We start from the raw sequence: 17,920 nt of genomic DNA on the forward strand, positions 1-17,920 counted from the left end.
TCCTAGCCGACCCGCTCACGCCGACCGAGCAGGCCCTGGGGCCTGATCAGCAGCATGAGGATCATCAGCGCCAGAGCCCATGCCTGCATGAGCTGGGACGGGAACCACAGGGTGGACAACATCGCCACCAGACCGACCGCCAGGCCGCCGACCATCGCACCGTAGGCCGTGCCGAGACCGCCCAGGATCACCGCGGCGAACATCATCAGCAGCAGACGGAAGCCCATCTCGTACTCGACCACCTGGTTGAGCCCGTAGAGCACACCGCCCAGAGCGGCCAGACCGCCACCGAGCCCCCACACGTACAGCGTGACCCGGTCCACGTCGATACCCGACGACTCCGCCAGGTCCCGGTTGTCCGACACCGCGCGCATCGCCTTGCCGATCCGGGTGAACTGCAACAGACAGGCCACCCCCACCAGCACCACGATCGCCACCGCCATGACCACCAGGTCGCGCGGCGGCATCGACACCGGCCCCAGACGCACCATCTCCTGGAGCTGGAAACCCGCGTAACGCTCCCGGCCCGCCCCGAAGAGCACCAGGATCACGTGCCGCACCACCAGCGCCAGACCGATCGAGACGATGAACATCTGGATCATCGCCACGTTGCGGTGCCGCAGCGGACGCCAGATGTAGCGCTCCATCGACCCGCCCAGCACCGCGCCCATCAGGACCGCGACCACCGCCGCCAACCACAGCGGCACACTCCAGCCGACCGCGTCCCCCATCACACCGAGAACCGTCGCCAACGCGATACCCGCGAAGATCGACAGCCACTGCGCGACGACCAGCGCCGTCCGCGACAACCTGGTCTCCAGGAAGGCGCCGATCAGCACCGCCGCGCCCAGACCCAGGAAGAGCGCCAACAGCGCGTTGCCCATACCCGCGGCACCCGTGCTGAAGAGCAGCGCGATCATCGCACCGAAGGTCACCAGGTCACCGTGGGCGAAGTTGATCAGCTTCGTCGTGCCGAAGATCAACGAGAGCCCGATCGCGGACACCGCGATCACCAGGCCGAACAGCAGACCCGCCGCGGTGAGCTGGAGCACCCGGTCCCCGAAGGAGCCACCGGTGTCGGTGTTGGGCGCCAACGACTCCTCGTCGGCCGCCTCCCCGCCGGAGGAGTCCTCCGTCTCCTCCTGCGAGGGCGAGGCCGACTCCTCCTCGGCCGCGCCCGCCGCCTCCAGGGCGACGATCAGCGGCCGCCGGTCGTCCGCCTCGACCTCCACCTCGGTCTCGCCGTCGACGAAGAGGGCCTCGATCACCGCGAAATCCCCGGGGACGGACTCCTGGTCCACCACCACGCGGTAGGTGCCCGGTTCGGGCAGGCCCACTTCCCACATTCCTTCAGAGTCGGTCTCCGCCGCCCCGACCTCGTCCTCGCCGTCGTAGACCGTGATCACGATGCCTTCGACACCCTGATCCCGGTTCTCCGGATGGAGGATCTGACCGTGCAGCGCTTCACCGCCCTGTTCGTCTGCCGTCGCCGCTGGCCCCGGGATCACCAGGATGGCGGTGATCAGGGCGAGCAACACGGTCACAAGACGTGTGCGCACGCGCGCTCCTTGCGCATCTGAGGGTGGCGGTGGCGAATGCGCGCACGCGCCACCGCTGTCCTTTGCTGTTCGGTGCGGTGAGTTTAGCCCGATTTAGGCAAGTTGTTCAGATGCGCTAATGCCACGTGACCCAACCGTCATCCCATCGTGTGCAAACGAGACCAAACCGGTACACCTGGCGCATTGACCCTGAACATCTGTCTCGTTTCCGCCGCGTTAAGCGCCTGAACTGCATAGTTTTTCCACACCCGGCGTACCGGAGTGATCACGAGGAGCCGGGAGGAGAAGGCGCGGACGGAGACGATGAAGGGGGCCGCACCCGGTTCCTTGGGTTCTAGTGGTGGTTGCAACACCCCAGTTCAAGGGGTGCGATGGACTTCCATATCCGCAAGGACCGAACCCCGCAGGGCCGTAGGAAGCTCTCCGCTGAACGAGCGGCATACTTGCAGCTCATGAAGCAGGGCTACAGCAACACCGAAGCCTGCCAGATGGTGGGCGTCGATGCCCGTACTGGCAGGAAGTGGCGTAACGGACGCAGCGCCGAGAACGACCGCCGAAGGGCGGTACCACCCATCACCACGGTGGTACCGCCCACCGGCCCGTCCCGCTACCTGAACGAGACTGAACGCCTGCACATCGCTGATCTGTACCGCGAGGGCAAGTCCGCGCGAGCCATCGCCGCAGAACTGGGCCGCAACCACTCCACGATCAGCCGGGAAATCCGCCGTAACGGCACTGTGGACCCGCGCGGCAAACGCCACTACCGCCCCCACGCCGCCCAAACCCGCGCCGATGCCCGCCGACCACGCCCCAAGCCCTCCAGAATCTGGCTGAACCCCGAACTACGCGTGCGGATCCAGGAGCTGCTCACCGAAAAATGGAGCCCTGAGCAGATCAGTCGTAGGCTCAAACGCGACTTCCCCGATCGGCCGGAGCTGCACGTGTGCCACGAGACGATCTACCAGGCCCTGTATGTCCAAGGCCGCGGCCAGCTGCGCCGGGAGTTGGCTGGTGCGCTGCGCTCGGGCCGTGCCCGGCGCAAGCCCCGCCGCCAGGCGCAGCAGCGCCATCCCCGTTTCGCCGCCCCCATGGTGATGATCAGCGAGCGTCCTGCGGAGGTCGCTGACCGGGCGGTGCCCGGCCACTGGGAGGGCGACCTGATCATCGGTGCCGATGGTGGCTCGGCGATCGGCACCCTCGTGGAACGCTCCACCCGGTACACGATGCTGCTGCACCTGCCTCACGGGCGCGGCGCGGAGCAGGTGCGTGATGCGTTGACCACCACGGTGCAGACCCTGCCCCGGCATCTGGCCCGCTCGGTGACCTGGGACCAGGGCTCGGAGATGGCCGCCCATGGGGCGTTCACCACCGTCACCGACATCCCCGTCTACTTCTGCGACCCGGCCAGCCCCTGGCAGCGCGGCTCCAACGAGAACACCAACGGGCTACTGCGCCAGTACTTCCCCAAGGGCACCGATCTGTCGGTGCACTCACGTGAGCATCTGGAGGTAGTGGCCGTCCAGCTCAACGGGCGCCCACGCAAAACGCTCGGCTGGGATACCCCAGCCGAGCGCCTCGCTAAGCTGCTCCAAGCGAGCAACTAATCATCGGTGTTGCAACGACCCCTAGAATCCGCCTTCGGGTGCGGCCCCCTTCGTTCAGACCAGTTCAGTCCGGCTGGCGCGGACGCGTAAGCGCCGCTTACCGGCGGCGGCTCACTGCTTGCCGCCGAGGGTCTCCACGACCGTCTCGGCGACCCTGCGCATGGTCAGCCGCCGGTCCATCGAGTTCTTCTGGATCCAGCGGAACGCCTCGGGCTCGCTCATCCCGTGGCGGCTCTGGAGCAGACCCTTGGCCTGTTCGACCAGCTTGCGGGTCTCCAACCGCTCCTGGAGGCTGGAGACCTCCGACTCCAGCGCGGACAGCTCCGCGTAGCGCGAGGTGGCCATCTCGATGGCGGGCACGAGGTCGGCCTTGTTGAACGGCTTGACCAGGTAGGCCATGGCCCCGGCCTCGCGCGCCCGCTCGACCAGCTCCCGCTGGGAGAAGGCGGTCAGGATCACCACCGGGGCGATGCGCTCGGCGGCGATGCGCTCGGCGGCCGAGAGGCCGTCGAGCACGGGCATCTTGATGTCGGTGATCACCAGGTCGGGCTTGAGCTCCTGGGCAAGGCGGATCACGGTCTCACCGTCACCGGCCTCGCCCACGACGGCGTAGCCGTCCTCCTCAAGCATCTCCTTGAGGTCCAGGCGGATCAGGGCCTCGTCTTCCGCGATCACCACACGGCTCTGCGTCCTCGTCACGTACACGAGGTTACCGAGATCAGCTAGGATGCTGGACGTCGGGACGGGCATGCGCGTCAATCGTGATACCACTGTTGACGGAGCACACCGGCCGGACAGGCAGACGCACACCAGCCAGGATGTCCATTTCGCCCCACAAAAAGCCCTGATATCCCAATGGCAGAGGAAATGGTCTCAAACACCATCAAGTGTGGGTTCGAATCCCACTCAGGGCACAACACTCCAGAGTCGCCCCATCCGGGCGGCTCTTTTCATTTCGGGCATATCAACCCACCGTAGTCAAGCAATCGACGGATTGTCACAGGCATGGGCAAGCATGTATGCCATGTACGCATCGCACGTCCGCCGTTCGGCGGTATCCCTACTGGACTCCGGGATCTCCTACAACGAGGTCAGCCGACGCCTGGGCATCAACCGGGCAACCCTCCGCGCCTGGTCGCGTGACCGTTCCCTGATCGACAAGTACCGGGACAACGGTGACTGCCCCCGCTGCGAACCGCTCCCCCGCCCGCCGAAGGCAGCCGACGCCTACAGCTACCTCCTGGGCCTGTACCTCGGTGATGGTGCCATCAGCCTGACGGGGGACGGCAGCCGGGGCGTGTGGCGACTGAGGATCTCCTGCGGCGACTCCTGGCCGGGTCTCATCCAGGAGTGTGAGAACACCATGGCGCAGGTGCTCCCCGGGCACGCGGTGGGCCGGATCGGTTGCGTCGGATGCACCGAGGTCTACAGCGACTGGAAGCACTGGCCCTGCCTGTTTCCGCAGCACGGGCCGGGAAAGAAGCACGAACGGCCCATCGTCCTGAAGGCCTGGCAGCAGGAGATCGTCGACGCTCATCCCGAACCGTTCGTCCGAGGCCTGATCCATTCCGACGGGTGCCGCATCACCAACAGGGTCCGCAGGCGGACCGGTGAGGAATGGAAGTACTACGAGTACCCCCGCTACCAGTTCATCAACGTCTCCGAGGACATCACCGGCCTGCTCACCGACGCACTCGACCGCCTCGGAATTCCGTGGAAGCGCCACACCAGTCCACGTCCGCCGAGGCGCGACAAGATCGTCGTCTCGGTGTCGCGGAAGGAGGCCGTGGCGCGCATGGACGCCTTCATCGGGCCCAAGTACTGAGGGACCGGACAGACGGGCCAGAACCTGCGTAACTACCCAGCCGGTACCGCCCTAAATAGGCCCTTTGTCACTTTATGCCGGGGCAACACGGCGGAACCGGTCACATCACGGCCACAACCTGAGTACAACCCGTGAGTTCGGTCGCCTCCGCGGGCGCGCGTCCTTGATCCTGGAGTTCCAGAAGCGATTTCTCAGGAGAGGAGCAGCGGGTGCTGACCGCGGTGGCCGGGATCGTCGGCGCACTGGTTATCGGCGCCTGGGTGGTGGTGGCGTGGGGTTCCCAGCGCCGCCAGCCGTGGCTGCTGACCCCCGTCGCGCTGCTCATCGTCCTTCTCGTGGCCGTCGGCCAGCCGGGCTGGGCGTTCGTGCCCGTCGTGGCGCTGGTCGCCGGTTCCTTCGCGGAGCTGGTGGTGGGCTCGCGCGAGTCCCCCACCCTGCGCACCAAGGACCCCGACGCGCCGTTGAGCACCGAGCGCTGGGCGGCGGCCGTGGCCGCGCCGTTCCGGGTGGCGTTGGCCGAGCCCTGGGACGTGGTGGCCCGGCCGTCGCTGCGCCGTCCCTACCAGCGGATGCTGGAGCGCCAGTGGGGGGTGACCGACCGGGAGTCGCTGCTGGAGGCGGTGGACGCCCTGTTGGAGGAGCTGCGTACGGGTCCGAAGCTGGATCTGGTGGTGGATCTGAGCGCGGGGGTGGCCAGGTCGCGTCTGCCGCGTGAGCGGGGCGGGCAGGTGACGGGCGCGCACGTGCGGCTGAGTGAGGAGCAGGTGGCGCGGTTGCGCGCGGTCACGGGGGTGGCCGAGGCGGACGAGACGGTGCTCATCGGTGCCTACCAGTGGTGGAAGTCGGTGCACGTGATCCGGCTGGTGTGCGGGGGCGCGTCGTTGGACTGGTTGAGTCCGGTGGAGACGCAGACGCTGTTGCGGCGGGTGGCCTCGGATCTTCAGCGGCGGTACGCGTCGTGGCAGCAGTTGTCGATGGCCTTCCACGCGGGTTATCTGTTGTGGCCGGAGAAGGGTGTGGAGGGCGACCACGGCGGTACGGACCGGGTGTGGGCGGCGTTGGGTCTGCTGACGGAGGACGAGCGCAGCCCGTGGAACCTGTTGCCGTGGGACATGCCGTTGGAGCGTGTGCTGCCGGAGGGGGGCGCCGGGCCGGAGTCGCGGGGGGACGTGCGCGGGGAGTCGGCGGCCTGAGGTGGTGCGGCGGGGCCGCACCTGGTCCTGACCCGGTGGGCGGCGCGGCTCATACGCCGTGTCCTCCGGGCCGGACCTGATGCGGCACGTCGGGGGCGCCCGGTGCGGGGCGCCCGGGTACTCCTACTGCGCCGCGAGGGCGACGGCGTCGCCGAGGCGGTGGACGCGCAGGAAGTTGGTGGAACCGGTGGTTCCGGGCGGGCTGCCGGCGACGATGACGATCTTGTCGCCCTTGTGGTAGTCGCCGAGCTGGAGGAGTTCGGCCTCCACCTGGCGGACCATGTCGTCGGTGTTGTCGACCCAGGGCACGATGTTGCTCTCGACTCCCCAGGTGAGGGAGAGCACTCCGCGGGTGGTCTCCTCGGTGGTGAAGGCCATCAGCGGGATGGGTGAGCGGTAACGGGCCAGGCGTCGGGCGGTCTCGCCGGACATGGTGAAGGCGACCAGGGCTTTGGCTCCGACGGTGGCGCCGATCTCGGCGGCGGCGCGGGCGATGGCTCCGCCGGTGGTCTCGGGTACCCGGTTGAGGATGTGCGAGGCGCGCAGGGACTCCTGCTCGGCGGCGCTGACGATGCGGGCCATGGTCTCGACGGTCTCGACGGGGTACTTGCCGACGCTGGTCTCTCCGGAGAGCATGACGGCGTCGGCGCCGTCGAGGACGGCGTTGGCGACGTCGGAGGCCTCGGCGCGGGTGGGCCGGGGTGATCCGATCATGGATTCGAGCATCTGGGTGGCGACGATGACCGGTTTGGCCTTGTCGCGGCAGCGTTCGACGGCGCGTTTTTGCACCATGGGGACGTTTTCGAGGGGGAGTTCGACGCCGAGGTCGCCGCGGGCGACCATGACTCCGTCGAAGACCTCGATGATGTCCTGGAGCCGTTCGACGGCCTGGGGCTTCTCGACCTTGGCGATGAGGGGGACGGTGACGCCCTCCTCGTCCATGATGCGGTGGCACTCCTCGGCGTCTGCGGGGCTGCGGACGAAGGAGAGGGCGACCATGTCGACGCCCTGGCGCAGGGCCCAGCGCAGGTCGGCCTCGTCCTTTTCGGTGAGTGCGGGGACGCTGACGGCGACGCCGGGGAGGTTGAGTCCCTTGTGGTTGGAGACGGTGCCGGCGACGACGACGCGGGTGTGGACGTCGGTGCTGGTGGTCTTGGTGCACTCCAGCGCGATGCGGCCGTCGTCGATGAGGACGCGGTCGCCGGGGCGTACGTCGGCGGGGAGTCCCTTGTAGGTGGTGGAGACGCGGTGGGCGTCTCCGGGGACGTCGTCGGTGGTGATGGTGAATTCGTCGCCGACGTTGAGGTCGACGGGGCCGTCGGCGAAGGTGCCGACGCGGATCTTGGGCCCTTGGAGGTCGGCGAGGACGCCGACGGCTCGTTGTGCGGCCTCAGCGGCGCCTCGCAGGTTGGCGAGGTTGGCGCTGTGGTCGTCGTGGGTTCCGTGGCTGAGGTTGAGTCGGGCGACGTCCAGTCCGGCTTCGACGAGCTTGCGGAGGACTTCCGGGCTCGAAGTGGCGGGACCGAGGGTCGCGACGATTTTTGCTCGACGTGTCACGCATAACACTCTAGAGCGTCTGGAGGATGGAGTGGTCTAAACCAGGTTGCGAATGGACGTATGTGGGGCTGCGGGAAGTCGAACGGCGAGCACCCTGGGTGAGGTTTGGTGGCGTTGGGTGGTGGGGTGTCTTCGCTGGTGTGGGGGGGCACGGCCTCGGCGGGGCCCGGTGTCTGCGGGGCTCGGTGTCTGCGGAGGTCTGGTCTTGGCCGGGGCTGGTGGGCGGGGTCGGGGGTGTCAGCTGTCGCGGCGGCGGGGTGGGATGTAGCACTGGAGGCGGCCGTAGGCGCACAGGATGCGCAGGCGTTGGACGGTGCGCATGCCTTCGCGTTCGAGGGTGGCGGCGGTGTCCCAGTGCTGCCAGGTGGCGTCCCAGCCGCCGTCGGGTCGTTGGGTCTGTTCGAAGAAGTCGAGGTTGCGTCGGATCTCGGTGTCGGTGAACAGGGGTCGGGCGATGTGGTCGGGGTGGGTGGCGATGTCGAGTGCGGTGTGGGCGTGTCGGTTCGGGTTGGGTTTGGGGTGGGTGTCGATGACGGCGCGGATCATGGGGTGGAGTCGGCTGGTGGTGCGCAGGGCGCGGTCGCGGTCGGGGACGTGCTGGAGGAAGGTGCAGATGCCGATGGCCTGGTGGGGGTCGGTCCAGTGCAGGGCGTTGATGTGTTTCCAGCAGTAGGCGGTGGCGTTGTCGCGCCAGGTGTGGCTGATGTTGTGTTTGTGGAGGTATCCGGCGAGGAGTGCGGTGAGTCCGAGGTCGCTGGTGGAGTCGTGGTGCTGTTGCCACCAGGGGGCGGCTTCGGTGTGGCGGACGTCGGGTCGTACGCAGGGCAGGCCGCCGTCGGGGTTGGTGACGGTGGTGAGGTAGCGGCAGATGCCGGTGCCGAGGCTGGTGGGGATGGGGCCGAGGTCGTCGAGGTAGCGCAGGGCGATCTCGGTGGCGGCGGGTTGGCTGGTGTGTCCGCGCAGGTCGGGGTCGAGTCCGTTGCCGTAGCCGCCGTCGAGGTTGCGGTAGGCGGAGAGTGCGGAGCGGACGGGTTCGGTGGGTCCGTTCTGGAAGAGGTGGGCGAAGCGGAGCCGGTCGATGAGCCGGGCGTTTCGCATGGTGAAATGTTCTGCGGCGCGAAGGGAGTCCCAGGTCACAACGGTCATGTCTTCGACGGTACGTCCGTGTGCGGGGCGGGGAAATGGTTGGCGGGCCAATCCATTCGCGATCTTTACGCGCGGTTCGGGGTGGTGTTGCGTGTGCGTCTTCGGGTGCGGATGAGGAGACCTGCCCAGGAGGCGAGGACGGTGAGGGCGACGGCGAGCCGTGCGGTGAGCAGGTGTTCGGCGGGGTAGACGATGCCGGTGAGGTAGTGGTCGATGAAGCCTTCGGGGGGCAGTCCCTGTTGTCCGGCGCTTAGGCGGGCCCAGTTCTCGACGTGGGTGAGGGGGCAGGGCCAGCCGATGAGGGTGATGGCGAGTCCGTAGAGGGTGCAGCCGAGGTGGATCCACAGGGTGCGGGGCCACTTCCAGGCGAGGAACCCGCCGAGGGCGAGGTAGGCGAGGAAGGCCAGGTGCGTGACCATGGCGGTGTCGGCGATGAGCCGGTAGGTCATCGTCTGGCCTCCCGGGCGCGTGGTGGGTGCTCCTGGTTTCCAGTATCGGCGCCGTCTCCCGGCGGGGCCAGGGGGTGTCGGGGGCTGTGGATGATACGGGTGGAAACCCGGATGGCTCTTCACCTGGCGGTGGGCACGGCGACGCGCCGGGTGCGGAGGGTGTACTCCGCGCCCGGCGCGTGTGTGTGCCTGGTTGTGGCTAGACGAGCGGTCGCGCGGTCGGCGGGATGGTGACCGGCAGGGTGCTGTCGTCGGTGAGGTAGCGGTCCACTCCGGCGGCGGCGGAGCGGCCCTCGGCGATGGCCCAGACGATGAGTGACTGGCCGCGGCCCATGTCGCCGGCGCAGTAGACGCCGTCGACGGTGGTGCGGTAGTCGGTGTCGCGGACGACGTTGCCGCGTCCGTCGAGTTCGACGCCGAGCTGGTCGAGCAGGCCCTCCTTCTGGGGACCGACGAAGCCCATGGCGAGGGTGACGAGTTCGGCGGGGATCTCTCGTTCGGTGCCCTCGACGGGTTCGAAGCCCTTGTCGGTGCGCTTGACCTCGACGAGCTTGAGGGCGCGGACGCGGCCGTTGTCGTCGCCGAGGAACTCGACGGTGTTGACGGCGTAGATCCGCTTGCCGCCCTCCTCGTGGGCGCTGGTGACCTTGTAGAGCATGGGCATGGTCGGCCAGGGCTGGTTGTCGGGCCGCGTGGTGGGCGGCTTGGGCATGATCTCCAGCTGGGTGACCGATGCGGCGCCCTGGCGGTGGGCGGTGCCGACGCAGTCGGCGCCGGTGTCGCCGCCGCCGATGACGACGACGTGCTTGCCTTGGGCGCTGATGGCGGGCGTGTCGTAGTCGCCCTCCTGGACCCGGTTGGCCAGGGGCAGGTACTCCATGGCCTGGTGGATGCCGTCGAGTTCGCGGCCCTTGGCGGGCAGGTCGCGCCAGGCGGTGGCGCCGCCGCTGATGACGACGGCGTCGTGGTCGGCGCGCAGTTGGTCGGCGGTGATGTCGGTGCCGACGTCGACTCCGGCGCGGAAGGTGGTGCCTTCGGCGCTCATCTGGGCGAGGCGGCGGTCGATGTGCCGCTTCTCCATCTTGAACTCGGGGATGCCGTAGCGCAGGAGGCCGCCGATGCGGTCGGCGCGTTCGTAGACGGTGACGTCGTGTCCGGCGCGGGTGAGCTGCTGGGCGGCGGCGAGTCCGGCGGGGCCGGAGCCGACGACGGCGACCTTCTTGCCGGTGCGGGTGGTGGGGGGCAGGGGCTTGACCCAGCCCTCCTCCCACGCGCGGTCGATGATGGAGACCTCGACGTTCTTGATGGTGACGGCGGGTTGGTTGATGCCGAGCACGCACGCGGATTCGCACGGTGCGGGGCAGAGTCTGCCGGTGAACTCGGGGAAGTTGTTGGTGGCGTGCAGGCGTTCGATCGCCTCGGCCCAGTCGTGGGTGTGGACGAGGTTGTTCCACTCGGGGATGAGGTTGCCGAGCGGGCAGCCGTTGTGGCAGAAGGGGATGCCGCAGTCCATGCAGCGCGAGGCCTGCTTGGTGACGGTTCCCCGGTCGAAGTCCTCGTAGACCTCGCGCCAGTCCTGGATGCGCACGTCGACGGGTCGGTGCTTGGGGAGCTCTCGCTCGGTGGTCTTCAGGAAGCCCTTGGGGTCGGCCATGTGCCTTCCTCCTCTCGTGTCAGGACTGTGCGGAGGCCATGACGGCCTCGTTGACGTCGCGGCCCTCGCGTTCGGCCTCGGCCTGGGCGAGCAGGACGCGCTTGTAGTCGCGCGGCATGATCTTGGCGATGCGGTCGATCTCGCCGTCGGTGAGGATGCGGTCGGCGACGGCCGATCCGGTCTCGGCGCGGTGGCGGGTGAGGACGTCGGTGAGGAACGCGCGGTCCTCGTCGGTGAGGGCCTCGATCTCGACCATCTCGGTGTTGACGCGTTCGTGGTCCAGGTCCAGGACGTAGGCGATGCCTCCGGACATGCCGGCGGCGAAGTTGCGTCCGGTGCGGCCCAGGACGACGGCGCGGCCGCCGGTCATGTACTCGCAGCCGTGGTCGCCGATGCCCTCGACGACGGCGAGTGCGCCGGAGTTGCGGACGCAGAAGCGTTCGCCGACGACGCCGCGCAGGAGGATCTCTCCGGAGGTGGCGCCGTAGCCGATGACGTTTCCGGCGATGATGTGGTCCTCGGCGACGAGCTGGGAGGCGCTGTCGGGGCGGACGATGACGCGTCCGCCGGACAGGCCCTTGCCGACGTAGTCGTTGGCGTCGCCGGACAGGCGCAGGGTGACGCCCCTGGGTACGAAGGCGCCGAAGGACTGGCCCGCGGATCCGGTGAAGGAGACGTCGATGGTGTCGTCGGGGAGGCCGTCGGCGCCGTGGCGCTTGGTGACCTCGTGTCCGAGCATGGTGCCGACGGTGCGGTTGACGTTGCGTACGGGCAGTTCGAGGCGTACGGGCTGGCCGAAGTCCAGGGCGCCCTCGCTGAGCTGGATGAGGGTGTTGTCCAGGGCCTTCTCCAGGCCGTGGTCCTGGAGGCGCTGTCGGACGCGGTGGTCGCCGGCGCGGGGTTCGACCTCGTGCAGGATGGGCGACAGGTCCAGGCCCTGGGCCTTCCAGTGGGTGACGGCGTCGGCGGTGTCGAGCAGGTCGATGGAGCCGATGGCCTCGTCCAGGCTGCGGAAGCCGAGCTGGGCGAGGTACTCGCGGACCTCCTGGGCGATGAACTCGAAGAAGTTGACGACGTACTCGGCCTTGCCGGAGAAGCGCTCGCGCAGGAGCGGGTTCTGGGTGGCGACGCCGACGGGGCAGGTGTCCAGGTGGCACACGCGCATCATGACGCAGCCGGAGACGACGAGGGGTGCGGTGGCGAAGCCGTACTCCTCGGCGCCGAGCAGGGCGGCGATGACGACGTCGCGGCCGGTCTTCATCTGGCCGTCGGCCTGGACGACGATGCGGTCGCGCAGGCCGTTGAGCAGCAGGGTCTGCTGGGTTTCGGCGAGGCCGAGTTCCCAGGGGGTGCCCGCGTGCTTGAGGGAGGTCAGCGGCGAGGCGCCGGTGCCTCCGTCGTGGCCGGAGATGAGGACGACGTCGGCGTGTGCCTTGGACACGCCGGCGGCGACGGTGCCCACGCCCGCTTCGGAGACCAGTTTGACGTGGACCCGGGCGGAGGGGTTGGCGTTCTTGAGGTCGTGGATGAGCTGGGCGAGGTCCTCGATGGAGTAGATGTCGTGGTGGGGCGGCGGGGAGATGAGTCCGACGCCGGGGGTGGAGTGGCGGGTCTGGGCGACCCACGGGTAGACCTTGTGGCCGGGCAGTTGGCCGCCTTCGCCGGGCTTGGCGCCCTGGGCCATCTTGATCTGGATGTCGTCGGCGTTGGTGAGGTAGTGCGAGGTGACGCCGAAGCGGCCGGAGGCGACCTGCTTGATGGAGCTGCGCCGCAGGTCCCCGTTGGCGTCGGGGGTGAAGCGGTCGGGGTCCTCGCCGCCCTCGCCGGTGTTGGACTTGCCGCCGAGGCGGTTCATCGCGATGGCGAGGGTCTGGTGGGCTTCTGCGGAGATGGAGCCGTAGGACATGGCTCCGGTGGAGAAGCGCTTGACGATCTCCGAGACGGGTTCGACCTCGTCGACGGGCACGGGTTCGCGCACGCCGTCCTTGAAGCGCAGGAGACCGCGCAGGGTCATGAGCTTCTGGGACTGGTCGTCGATCTGGGAGGTGTACTCCTTGAAGATCTCGTACCGGCGGGTGCGGGTGGAGTGCTGGAGCTTGAAGACGGTCTCGGGGCTGAACAGGTGCGGTTCGCCCTCGCGGCGCCACTGGTACTCGCCGCCGACCTCCAGGCGCCGGTGGGCGCTGGGGTTGGGGGTGTGGGCGCTGCGGTGGCGGATGGCGACCTCCTCGGCGAGGACGTCGAAGCCGACGCCGCCCAGGCGGGAGGTGGTGCCGGTGAAGCAGCGGTCGATGACCTCGGCGCCCAGGCCCAGGGCCTCGAAGATCTGGGCTCCGGTGTAGGAGCTGACCGTGGACACGCCGATCTTGGACATGATCTTCAGGACGCCCTTGCCGAACGCCTTGACGGTGTTGCGGACGGCCTGGTCGGCGTCGACGCCGCCGAGGCGTCCGCGTTCGACGAGGTCGCGGACGGTGGCCAGCGCCAGGTAGGGGCTGACCGCGGAGGCGCCGTAGCCGATGAGCAGGGCGACGTGGTGGCATTCGCGCACGTCGGCGGCCTCGATGAGGAGGCCGACCTCGGTGCGGGTCTTCTCGCGGACGAGGTGGTGGTGGACCGAGCCGGTGAGCAGCAGCGACGGGATGGGCGCGCGGTCGGTGTCGGCGCCGCGGTCGCTGAGTACGAGGATGTGGGCGCCGTCGGCGATGGCGGCGGAGACCTCGGTGTTGATCTGCTCCAGGCGTGCGGAGAGCGCGTCGCCGCCGCCTTCGACGGGGTAGGTGCCGTCGACGGTGAAGGTCTTCAGGGCCGGGTTGTCCTGTCCGGCGGCGACGATGGCGGCCAGTTCGGCCTGGTCGACGACCGGGGTGGGCAGGACGAGGCGCTGGGTCTGGCCGGGTGCGGCGTCGAGGATGTTGTGCTCGGCGCCCAGGAGGGTGGCCAGGCTGGTGACCATCTCCTCGCGGATGGCGTCCAGGGGCGGGTTGGTGACCTGGGCGAAGTTCTGCGAGAAGTAGTCGAAGAGCTGGCGGGAGCGTTCGGAGAGCGCGGCCACCGGGGTGTCGGTGCCCATGGAGCCGATGGGTTCGGCGCCGGTGCGGGCCATGGGGGTGAGGATGACGCGCAGTTCCTCCTCGGTGTAGCCGAAGACCTGCTGGGCGCGCTGGAGTTCGGTGACCGGGGCGGGCTGGGCGTCGGGCAGGTCGGCCAGGCGCAGGACGCCGGTGTCGATCCATTCCTGGTAGGGGTGCTGGGCGGCGAGTTCGGCCTTGATCTCCTCGTCCTCGACGATGCGCCCCTGGGCGGTGTCGACGACGAAGATGCGGCCGGGCTGGAGGCGTCCCTTGCGCACGACGGTGGCGGGGTCGATGTCCAGGACGCCGGCCTCGCTGGCGAGGACGACGAGGCCGTCCTCGGTGACCCAGTAGCGTCCGGGGCGCAGGCCGTTGCGGTCCAGGACGGCGCCGACGACGGTGCCGTCGGTGAAGGACACCGAGGCGGGGCCGTCCCAGGGCTCCATGAGGGTGGAGTGGTACTCGTAGAAGGCCCGGACTGCCGGGTCCATCTCGGTGTGGTTCTCCCAGGGCTCGGGGATCATCATGAGCACCGCGTGCGGCAGGGAGCGTCCGCCCAGGTGGAGCAGTTCCAGGGCGTCGTCGAAGGACGCGGTGTCGGAGTCGTCGGGGTCGACGATGGGGAAGATCCGGTCGAGTTCGCCGGGGATGAGGTCGCTGGCGAGCTTGGCCTCGCGCGCCCGCATCATGTTGCGGTTGCCCTTGACGGTGTTGATCTCGCCGTTGTGCGCGACGTAGCGGAACGGGTGGGCGAGCGGCCAGGACGGGAAGGTGTTGGTGGAGAAGCGGGAGTGGACCAGGGCCAGGCCGGAGGCGTAGCGCCGGTCGGACAGGTCGGGGAAGAACGGCTCCAGCTGCGGGGTGGTGAGCATGCCCTTGTAGGCGATGGTGCGCGGGGACAGGCTCGGGAAGTAGACGTCGCTCTCGTGCTCGGCGCGCTTGCGCACGCAGTAGGCGTGGCGCTCCAGCTCGATGCCGGTGAGGCCCTCGGTGGCGGTGCCGGGGGTGCCCGTGATGAAGAGCTGCCCGAAGTAGGGCATGGCCTGGCGGGCGGCGGGGCCGCTGTACTGGGGTTCGAAGGGCAGTTCGCGCCAGCCGAGCAGGGTCAGGCCCTCTTCGGCGACGATGGTGTTGATGCGTTCGACGGCGGCTGCGCGCTCGGCCGCGTCGGCGGGCAGGAACCCGATGCCGGTGGCGTAGGCGCCTGCGTCGGGCAGGGCGAAGTCGCAGACCTCGGTGTAGAGCTCGTGCGGGATCTGGGTGAGGATGCCCGCGCCGTCTCCGTCGTCGGGGTCGGCGCCGGAGGCTCCGCGGTGGTCGAGGTTGCGGAGTACGGTGAGCGCCTTCTCGACGATGTCGTGGCTACGACGTCCAGTGAGGTCGGCGACGAAGCCCACACCGCAGGCGTCGTGCTCGAAAGCGGGGTCGTACAGGCCCTGGGAAGTGGTCTCGGGGTTCGTTCGGACGGACGAACGCCGCACCTGGCCAGCAGGCATCTACCCTCCTGTCGTCTTGCGTCGGCTTCGTGAAAAGCGCATCCGGGACGACGTTGGCCCTGCTGCGTGCGGATGGAGTTGTGTCGCCGCGTGGTGCGGCGGTGACCGTCGTGTGGGCGCCGTGGCCGCCTCCGTGGTGCGGCCACGTCCTCGTGGTCGCCGGTGGCGGGTGGGGTCGCCCGTGACGGGCAGGTTCCCTTATACATGCTGGTCCAGCCGCGACGTTAATCGCAGGTCTAGACCATGTGGCGCCGCGGTGCGCCGGTGGCCCCTGGCCGCGCCCGGGTGTGCGCGGGCTCGGGCACGGTCCGGGAGAGGTTCCCGGTGCGGGCTGGCCTAGCGGGTTTTTCCACGAGGGAACCCCGCTAAACCTCCCAAAGAGGCCGAAACACCAACCTCGGAGGTCGGGAACGTCACTTCGGGCATGCGGGCGCAACACGCCGCACGCCCACATTACCCCGGTGTTAACCGCGTCCCCAAGGGGTCGGGGGGCGGGTCCGCGAGTGATATCCCCCTCACCGGTCGGCGCCGCTGACCTGGGTGGCGGCGGGCCGCGCGACGCCCCGGCGCGCGTGGGACGATCGGTGCATGCACGCGACTCCTCCGGGCCCGGACGGCCCCCCTTCCGCTGCCCCCGGGCGGATCACGGGTGCGGACGGCGACTCCGCCCGCGCCGACCGCTCCCTTGACGGCCCGCCGCCCCTCCCCGAGCCCGCCGCGGAGCTGCTGCGCGGCCACGGCGTGGACGCGCCCCGGCTGCGCCGCGTGCTGGCGCTGCTCTCGGACGGGCGCGAGTGGGAGGCGAACGCGCTGGTGCGCGCCAGCGGCGTCGCGTACGCGCTGGTGTCCTCGCTGGTGGCGGCCCTGACGGAGGCCGGTGAGCTGGCGCCCGGGGACGGGCGGGGCCGGGTGCGCCTGGTGCGGCCCGAGCGCTACGCGGGCGCGGCCGGGGAGGAGCCCGCCGACCCGGTGGCCCACCTGCTCCCCCGCTACTCCCGGGCGCTGGCGGAGCTGGCGCGGGCCGTGGAGGAGGGGCCCGCCTCGGACCTGGACCTGGACCACGTCGCCGCGACGGCCGAGACTGCGCTGCGCCGGGCGCTGCTGCTGTCCACCAGGTTCGACCTGCGCGACCGCACGCTCCTGTGCGTGGGCGACCACGACCTGACCTCGGTGGCGCTGACCCTGGTCTGCCCGGGCGCCCGCGCGCAGGTCGTGGACATCGACGAGCGCGTCCTGGCCCACATCGACGCCCTGGCGGCCGATCTGGGGCTGGCGGTGCGCACGCACGCCGCGGACCTGCGCCTGGGGCTGCCGCCCGCGGTGCGCGGCGGCGCGGACGTGGTGTTCACCGATCCCCCCTACACGCCCGACGGGGTGGAGCTGTTCGTGCGGCGCGGTGTGGAGGGGATGGCCGATCCCCGCCGGGGCCGGGTGCTGGTGGCCTACGGTGCCAGCGAGACCACGCCGCGGCTGGCCGCGGCCACGCAGGCGCGGCTGGTGCGGATGGACCTGCTGCTGGAGGCGGTGTGGCCGGACTTCAACCGCTACCACGGGGCCGAGTCGATCGGTGCGGCCTCCGACCTGTACGTGCTGCGGCCGCTGGCGCGCGCGCTGCCCGCTCCGTCGGGCGAGGTGGCGCGCGTGTACAGCCAGGGTGTGAACGCCAAGGAGGCCCGGGGCGGTCTGGACGCCGACCGGGCCCGCGCCGTGCTGGACCGGGTGGCCGGGGAGGCCGGTGGCGCCGGGGAGGCCGCCGCTGACCGCGCGCCGACTCTGGTGGGCGCGTGGCCGGGCGAGGTCGCCGGGTCGGGGCGGGTGCGCCTGTCCACGTGGCTGGAGGCGCCCGGGCAGGGCGGCGGCCGCGCGGTGGTCAATCTCACGGGCGGGTGGGACCGCTGGGCGGCGCGCGCGGCCCTGGCCGCCGCCGGGGACACCGTGTACGTGCTGGTGCCGTCCTCGGCGGCGTGCGTGCGCGACGAGGCGGGGCAGCGGGGGCTGCGCGCCCTGGTGGAGCCGCGTTTCGGGGTGCGGTTCCTGCGCGGGTTCGGCGCGGACGGCCTGACGGCGGTGCGGCTGACCCGGCGCCCGGACGCGGACTCGGCGGTGGAGCGGCTGCTGGTGTACGTGCAGGAGAGGGCGCACGGCACGCTCACCGCGACCCTGCGGGCGGGGCTGGTGGAGGTGTCGGCGCGGCTGGCGAAGCCGGTCAACAAGCGCACGGCGCGCCACGCGGTGGCCGCGGCGCCGGAGTGGGTGTCCGGGCACACCCTGCTGGACCTGCCCGAGCACCGGTTCGGTGAGCTGCGCGGGGTGGCGGCCGACCTCCTGGAACGGGTCCAGGCGCCCCCGTCCTGATCCGGTGT

Annotated in this window: 11 protein-coding genes and 1 tRNA gene; 5 read left to right on the forward strand and 7 right to left on the reverse strand. The window is 69.9% G+C overall.

What is annotated here, in order from left to right; translation table 11 throughout:
- Positions 1-2: 2 nt before the first annotated feature.
- Positions 3-1,559 (reverse strand): branched-chain amino acid ABC transporter permease, encoded by a 1,557-nt coding sequence (locus PV789_RS20520; protein WP_274974121.1) that lies wholly within the window; start codon positions 1,557-1,559, stop codon positions 3-5.
- 371 nt (positions 1,560-1,930) lie between these two features.
- Here PV789_RS20520 and PV789_RS20525 point away from each other — a divergent pair, with 371 nt between their 5' ends.
- Positions 1,931-3,163 carry an IS30 family transposase gene (locus PV789_RS20525; protein ID WP_274974122.1) on the forward strand — a complete coding sequence of 411 codons (1,233 nt, stop codon included), beginning with the start codon at positions 1,931-1,933 and terminating at the stop codon, positions 3,161-3,163.
- A 111-nt stretch (positions 3,164-3,274) separates the two neighbouring features.
- On the opposite strand, the gene PV789_RS20530 is transcribed toward PV789_RS20525, so the two are convergent.
- The gene (locus PV789_RS20530; protein ID WP_019610955.1) at positions 3,275-3,841 is read right to left on the reverse strand and encodes an ANTAR domain-containing response regulator; all 567 of its coding nucleotides are present in this window, start codon (positions 3,839-3,841) and stop codon (positions 3,275-3,277) included.
- A 163-nt stretch (positions 3,842-4,004) separates the two neighbouring features.
- Between PV789_RS20530 and PV789_RS20535 the strand changes: the two genes are divergently transcribed.
- The 3 genes from PV789_RS20535 (at position 4,005) to PV789_RS20545 (ending at position 6,181) form a co-directional block, all read left to right on the forward strand.
- A tRNA-Leu gene (locus tag PV789_RS20535) sits at positions 4,005-4,077 on the forward strand.
- 110 nt (positions 4,078-4,187) lie between these two features.
- Complete coding sequence (locus tag PV789_RS20540; RefSeq protein WP_274974123.1) at positions 4,188-4,988, forward strand: transposase; 801 nt, start codon at positions 4,188-4,190, stop codon at positions 4,986-4,988.
- A 209-nt stretch (positions 4,989-5,197) separates the two neighbouring features.
- Entirely contained in the window at positions 5,198-6,181 is a 984-nt protein-coding gene (locus PV789_RS20545) for a DUF1266 domain-containing protein (protein ID WP_274974124.1), read from the forward strand.
- A gap of 123 nt (positions 6,182-6,304) precedes the next feature.
- Here PV789_RS20545 and pyk read toward each other — a convergent pair whose 3' ends face one another.
- The 5 genes from pyk to gltB all read right to left on the reverse strand — a co-directional run bounded on the left by pyk (position 6,305) and on the right by gltB (position 15,557).
- Positions 6,305-7,738 carry a pyruvate kinase gene (gene pyk / locus PV789_RS20550; RefSeq protein ID WP_274974125.1) on the reverse strand — a complete coding sequence of 478 codons (1,434 nt, stop codon included), beginning with the start codon at positions 7,736-7,738 and terminating at the stop codon, positions 6,305-6,307.
- A 237-nt stretch (positions 7,739-7,975) separates the two neighbouring features.
- Positions 7,976-8,875 carry a prenyltransferase gene (locus PV789_RS20555; RefSeq protein WP_274978197.1) on the reverse strand — a complete coding sequence of 300 codons (900 nt, stop codon included), beginning with the start codon at positions 8,873-8,875 and terminating at the stop codon, positions 7,976-7,978.
- A 74-nt stretch (positions 8,876-8,949) separates the two neighbouring features.
- Positions 8,950-9,333, reverse strand: a complete 384-nt coding sequence (locus PV789_RS20560) for a DUF2784 domain-containing protein (protein ID WP_274974126.1) — start codon at positions 9,331-9,333, stop codon at positions 8,950-8,952.
- A 199-nt stretch (positions 9,334-9,532) separates the two neighbouring features.
- Positions 9,533-10,987: a glutamate synthase subunit beta gene (locus PV789_RS20565; protein ID WP_274974127.1), complete on the reverse strand. Its 1,455-nt coding sequence runs from the start codon at positions 10,985-10,987 to the stop codon at positions 9,533-9,535.
- A 19-nt stretch (positions 10,988-11,006) separates the two neighbouring features.
- On the reverse strand, positions 11,007-15,557 hold the full coding sequence (gene gltB / locus PV789_RS20570; RefSeq protein ID WP_274974128.1) for a glutamate synthase large subunit: 4,551 nt from the start codon (positions 15,555-15,557) through the stop codon (positions 11,007-11,009).
- Between the two features lie 588 nt (positions 15,558-16,145).
- Between gltB and PV789_RS20575 the strand changes: the two genes are divergently transcribed.
- Complete coding sequence (locus PV789_RS20575) at positions 16,146-17,912, forward strand: bis-aminopropyl spermidine synthase family protein (RefSeq protein WP_274974129.1); 1,767 nt, start codon at positions 16,146-16,148, stop codon at positions 17,910-17,912.
- Positions 17,913-17,920: the final 8 nt, after the last annotated feature.

This window comes from Nocardiopsis camelliae (assembly GCF_028993595.1).
Classification (GTDB): Bacteria; Actinomycetota; Actinomycetes; order Streptosporangiales; family Streptosporangiaceae; genus Nocardiopsis; species Nocardiopsis dassonvillei.

Excerpts from the sequence above, each read along its gene's own strand:
- PV789_RS20575 (WP_274974129.1), top strand. The coding sequence starts at position 16,146 with ATGCACGCGACTCCTCCGGGCCCGGACGGCCCCCCTTCCGCTGCCCCC.
- PV789_RS20525 (WP_274974122.1), top strand. The coding sequence starts at position 1,931 with ATGGACTTCCATATCCGCAAGGACCGAACCCCGCAGGGCCGTAGGAAG.
- gltB (WP_274974128.1), bottom strand. The coding sequence starts at position 15,557 with ATGCCTGCTGGCCAGGTGCGGCGTTCGTCCGTCCGAACGAACCCCGAG.
- PV789_RS20560 (WP_274974126.1), bottom strand. The coding sequence starts at position 9,333 with ATGACCTACCGGCTCATCGCCGACACCGCCATGGTCACGCACCTGGCC.
- PV789_RS20565 (WP_274974127.1), bottom strand. The coding sequence starts at position 10,987 with ATGGCCGACCCCAAGGGCTTCCTGAAGACCACCGAGCGAGAGCTCCCC.
- PV789_RS20540 (WP_274974123.1), top strand. The coding sequence starts at position 4,188 with ATGTACGCATCGCACGTCCGCCGTTCGGCGGTATCCCTACTGGACTCC.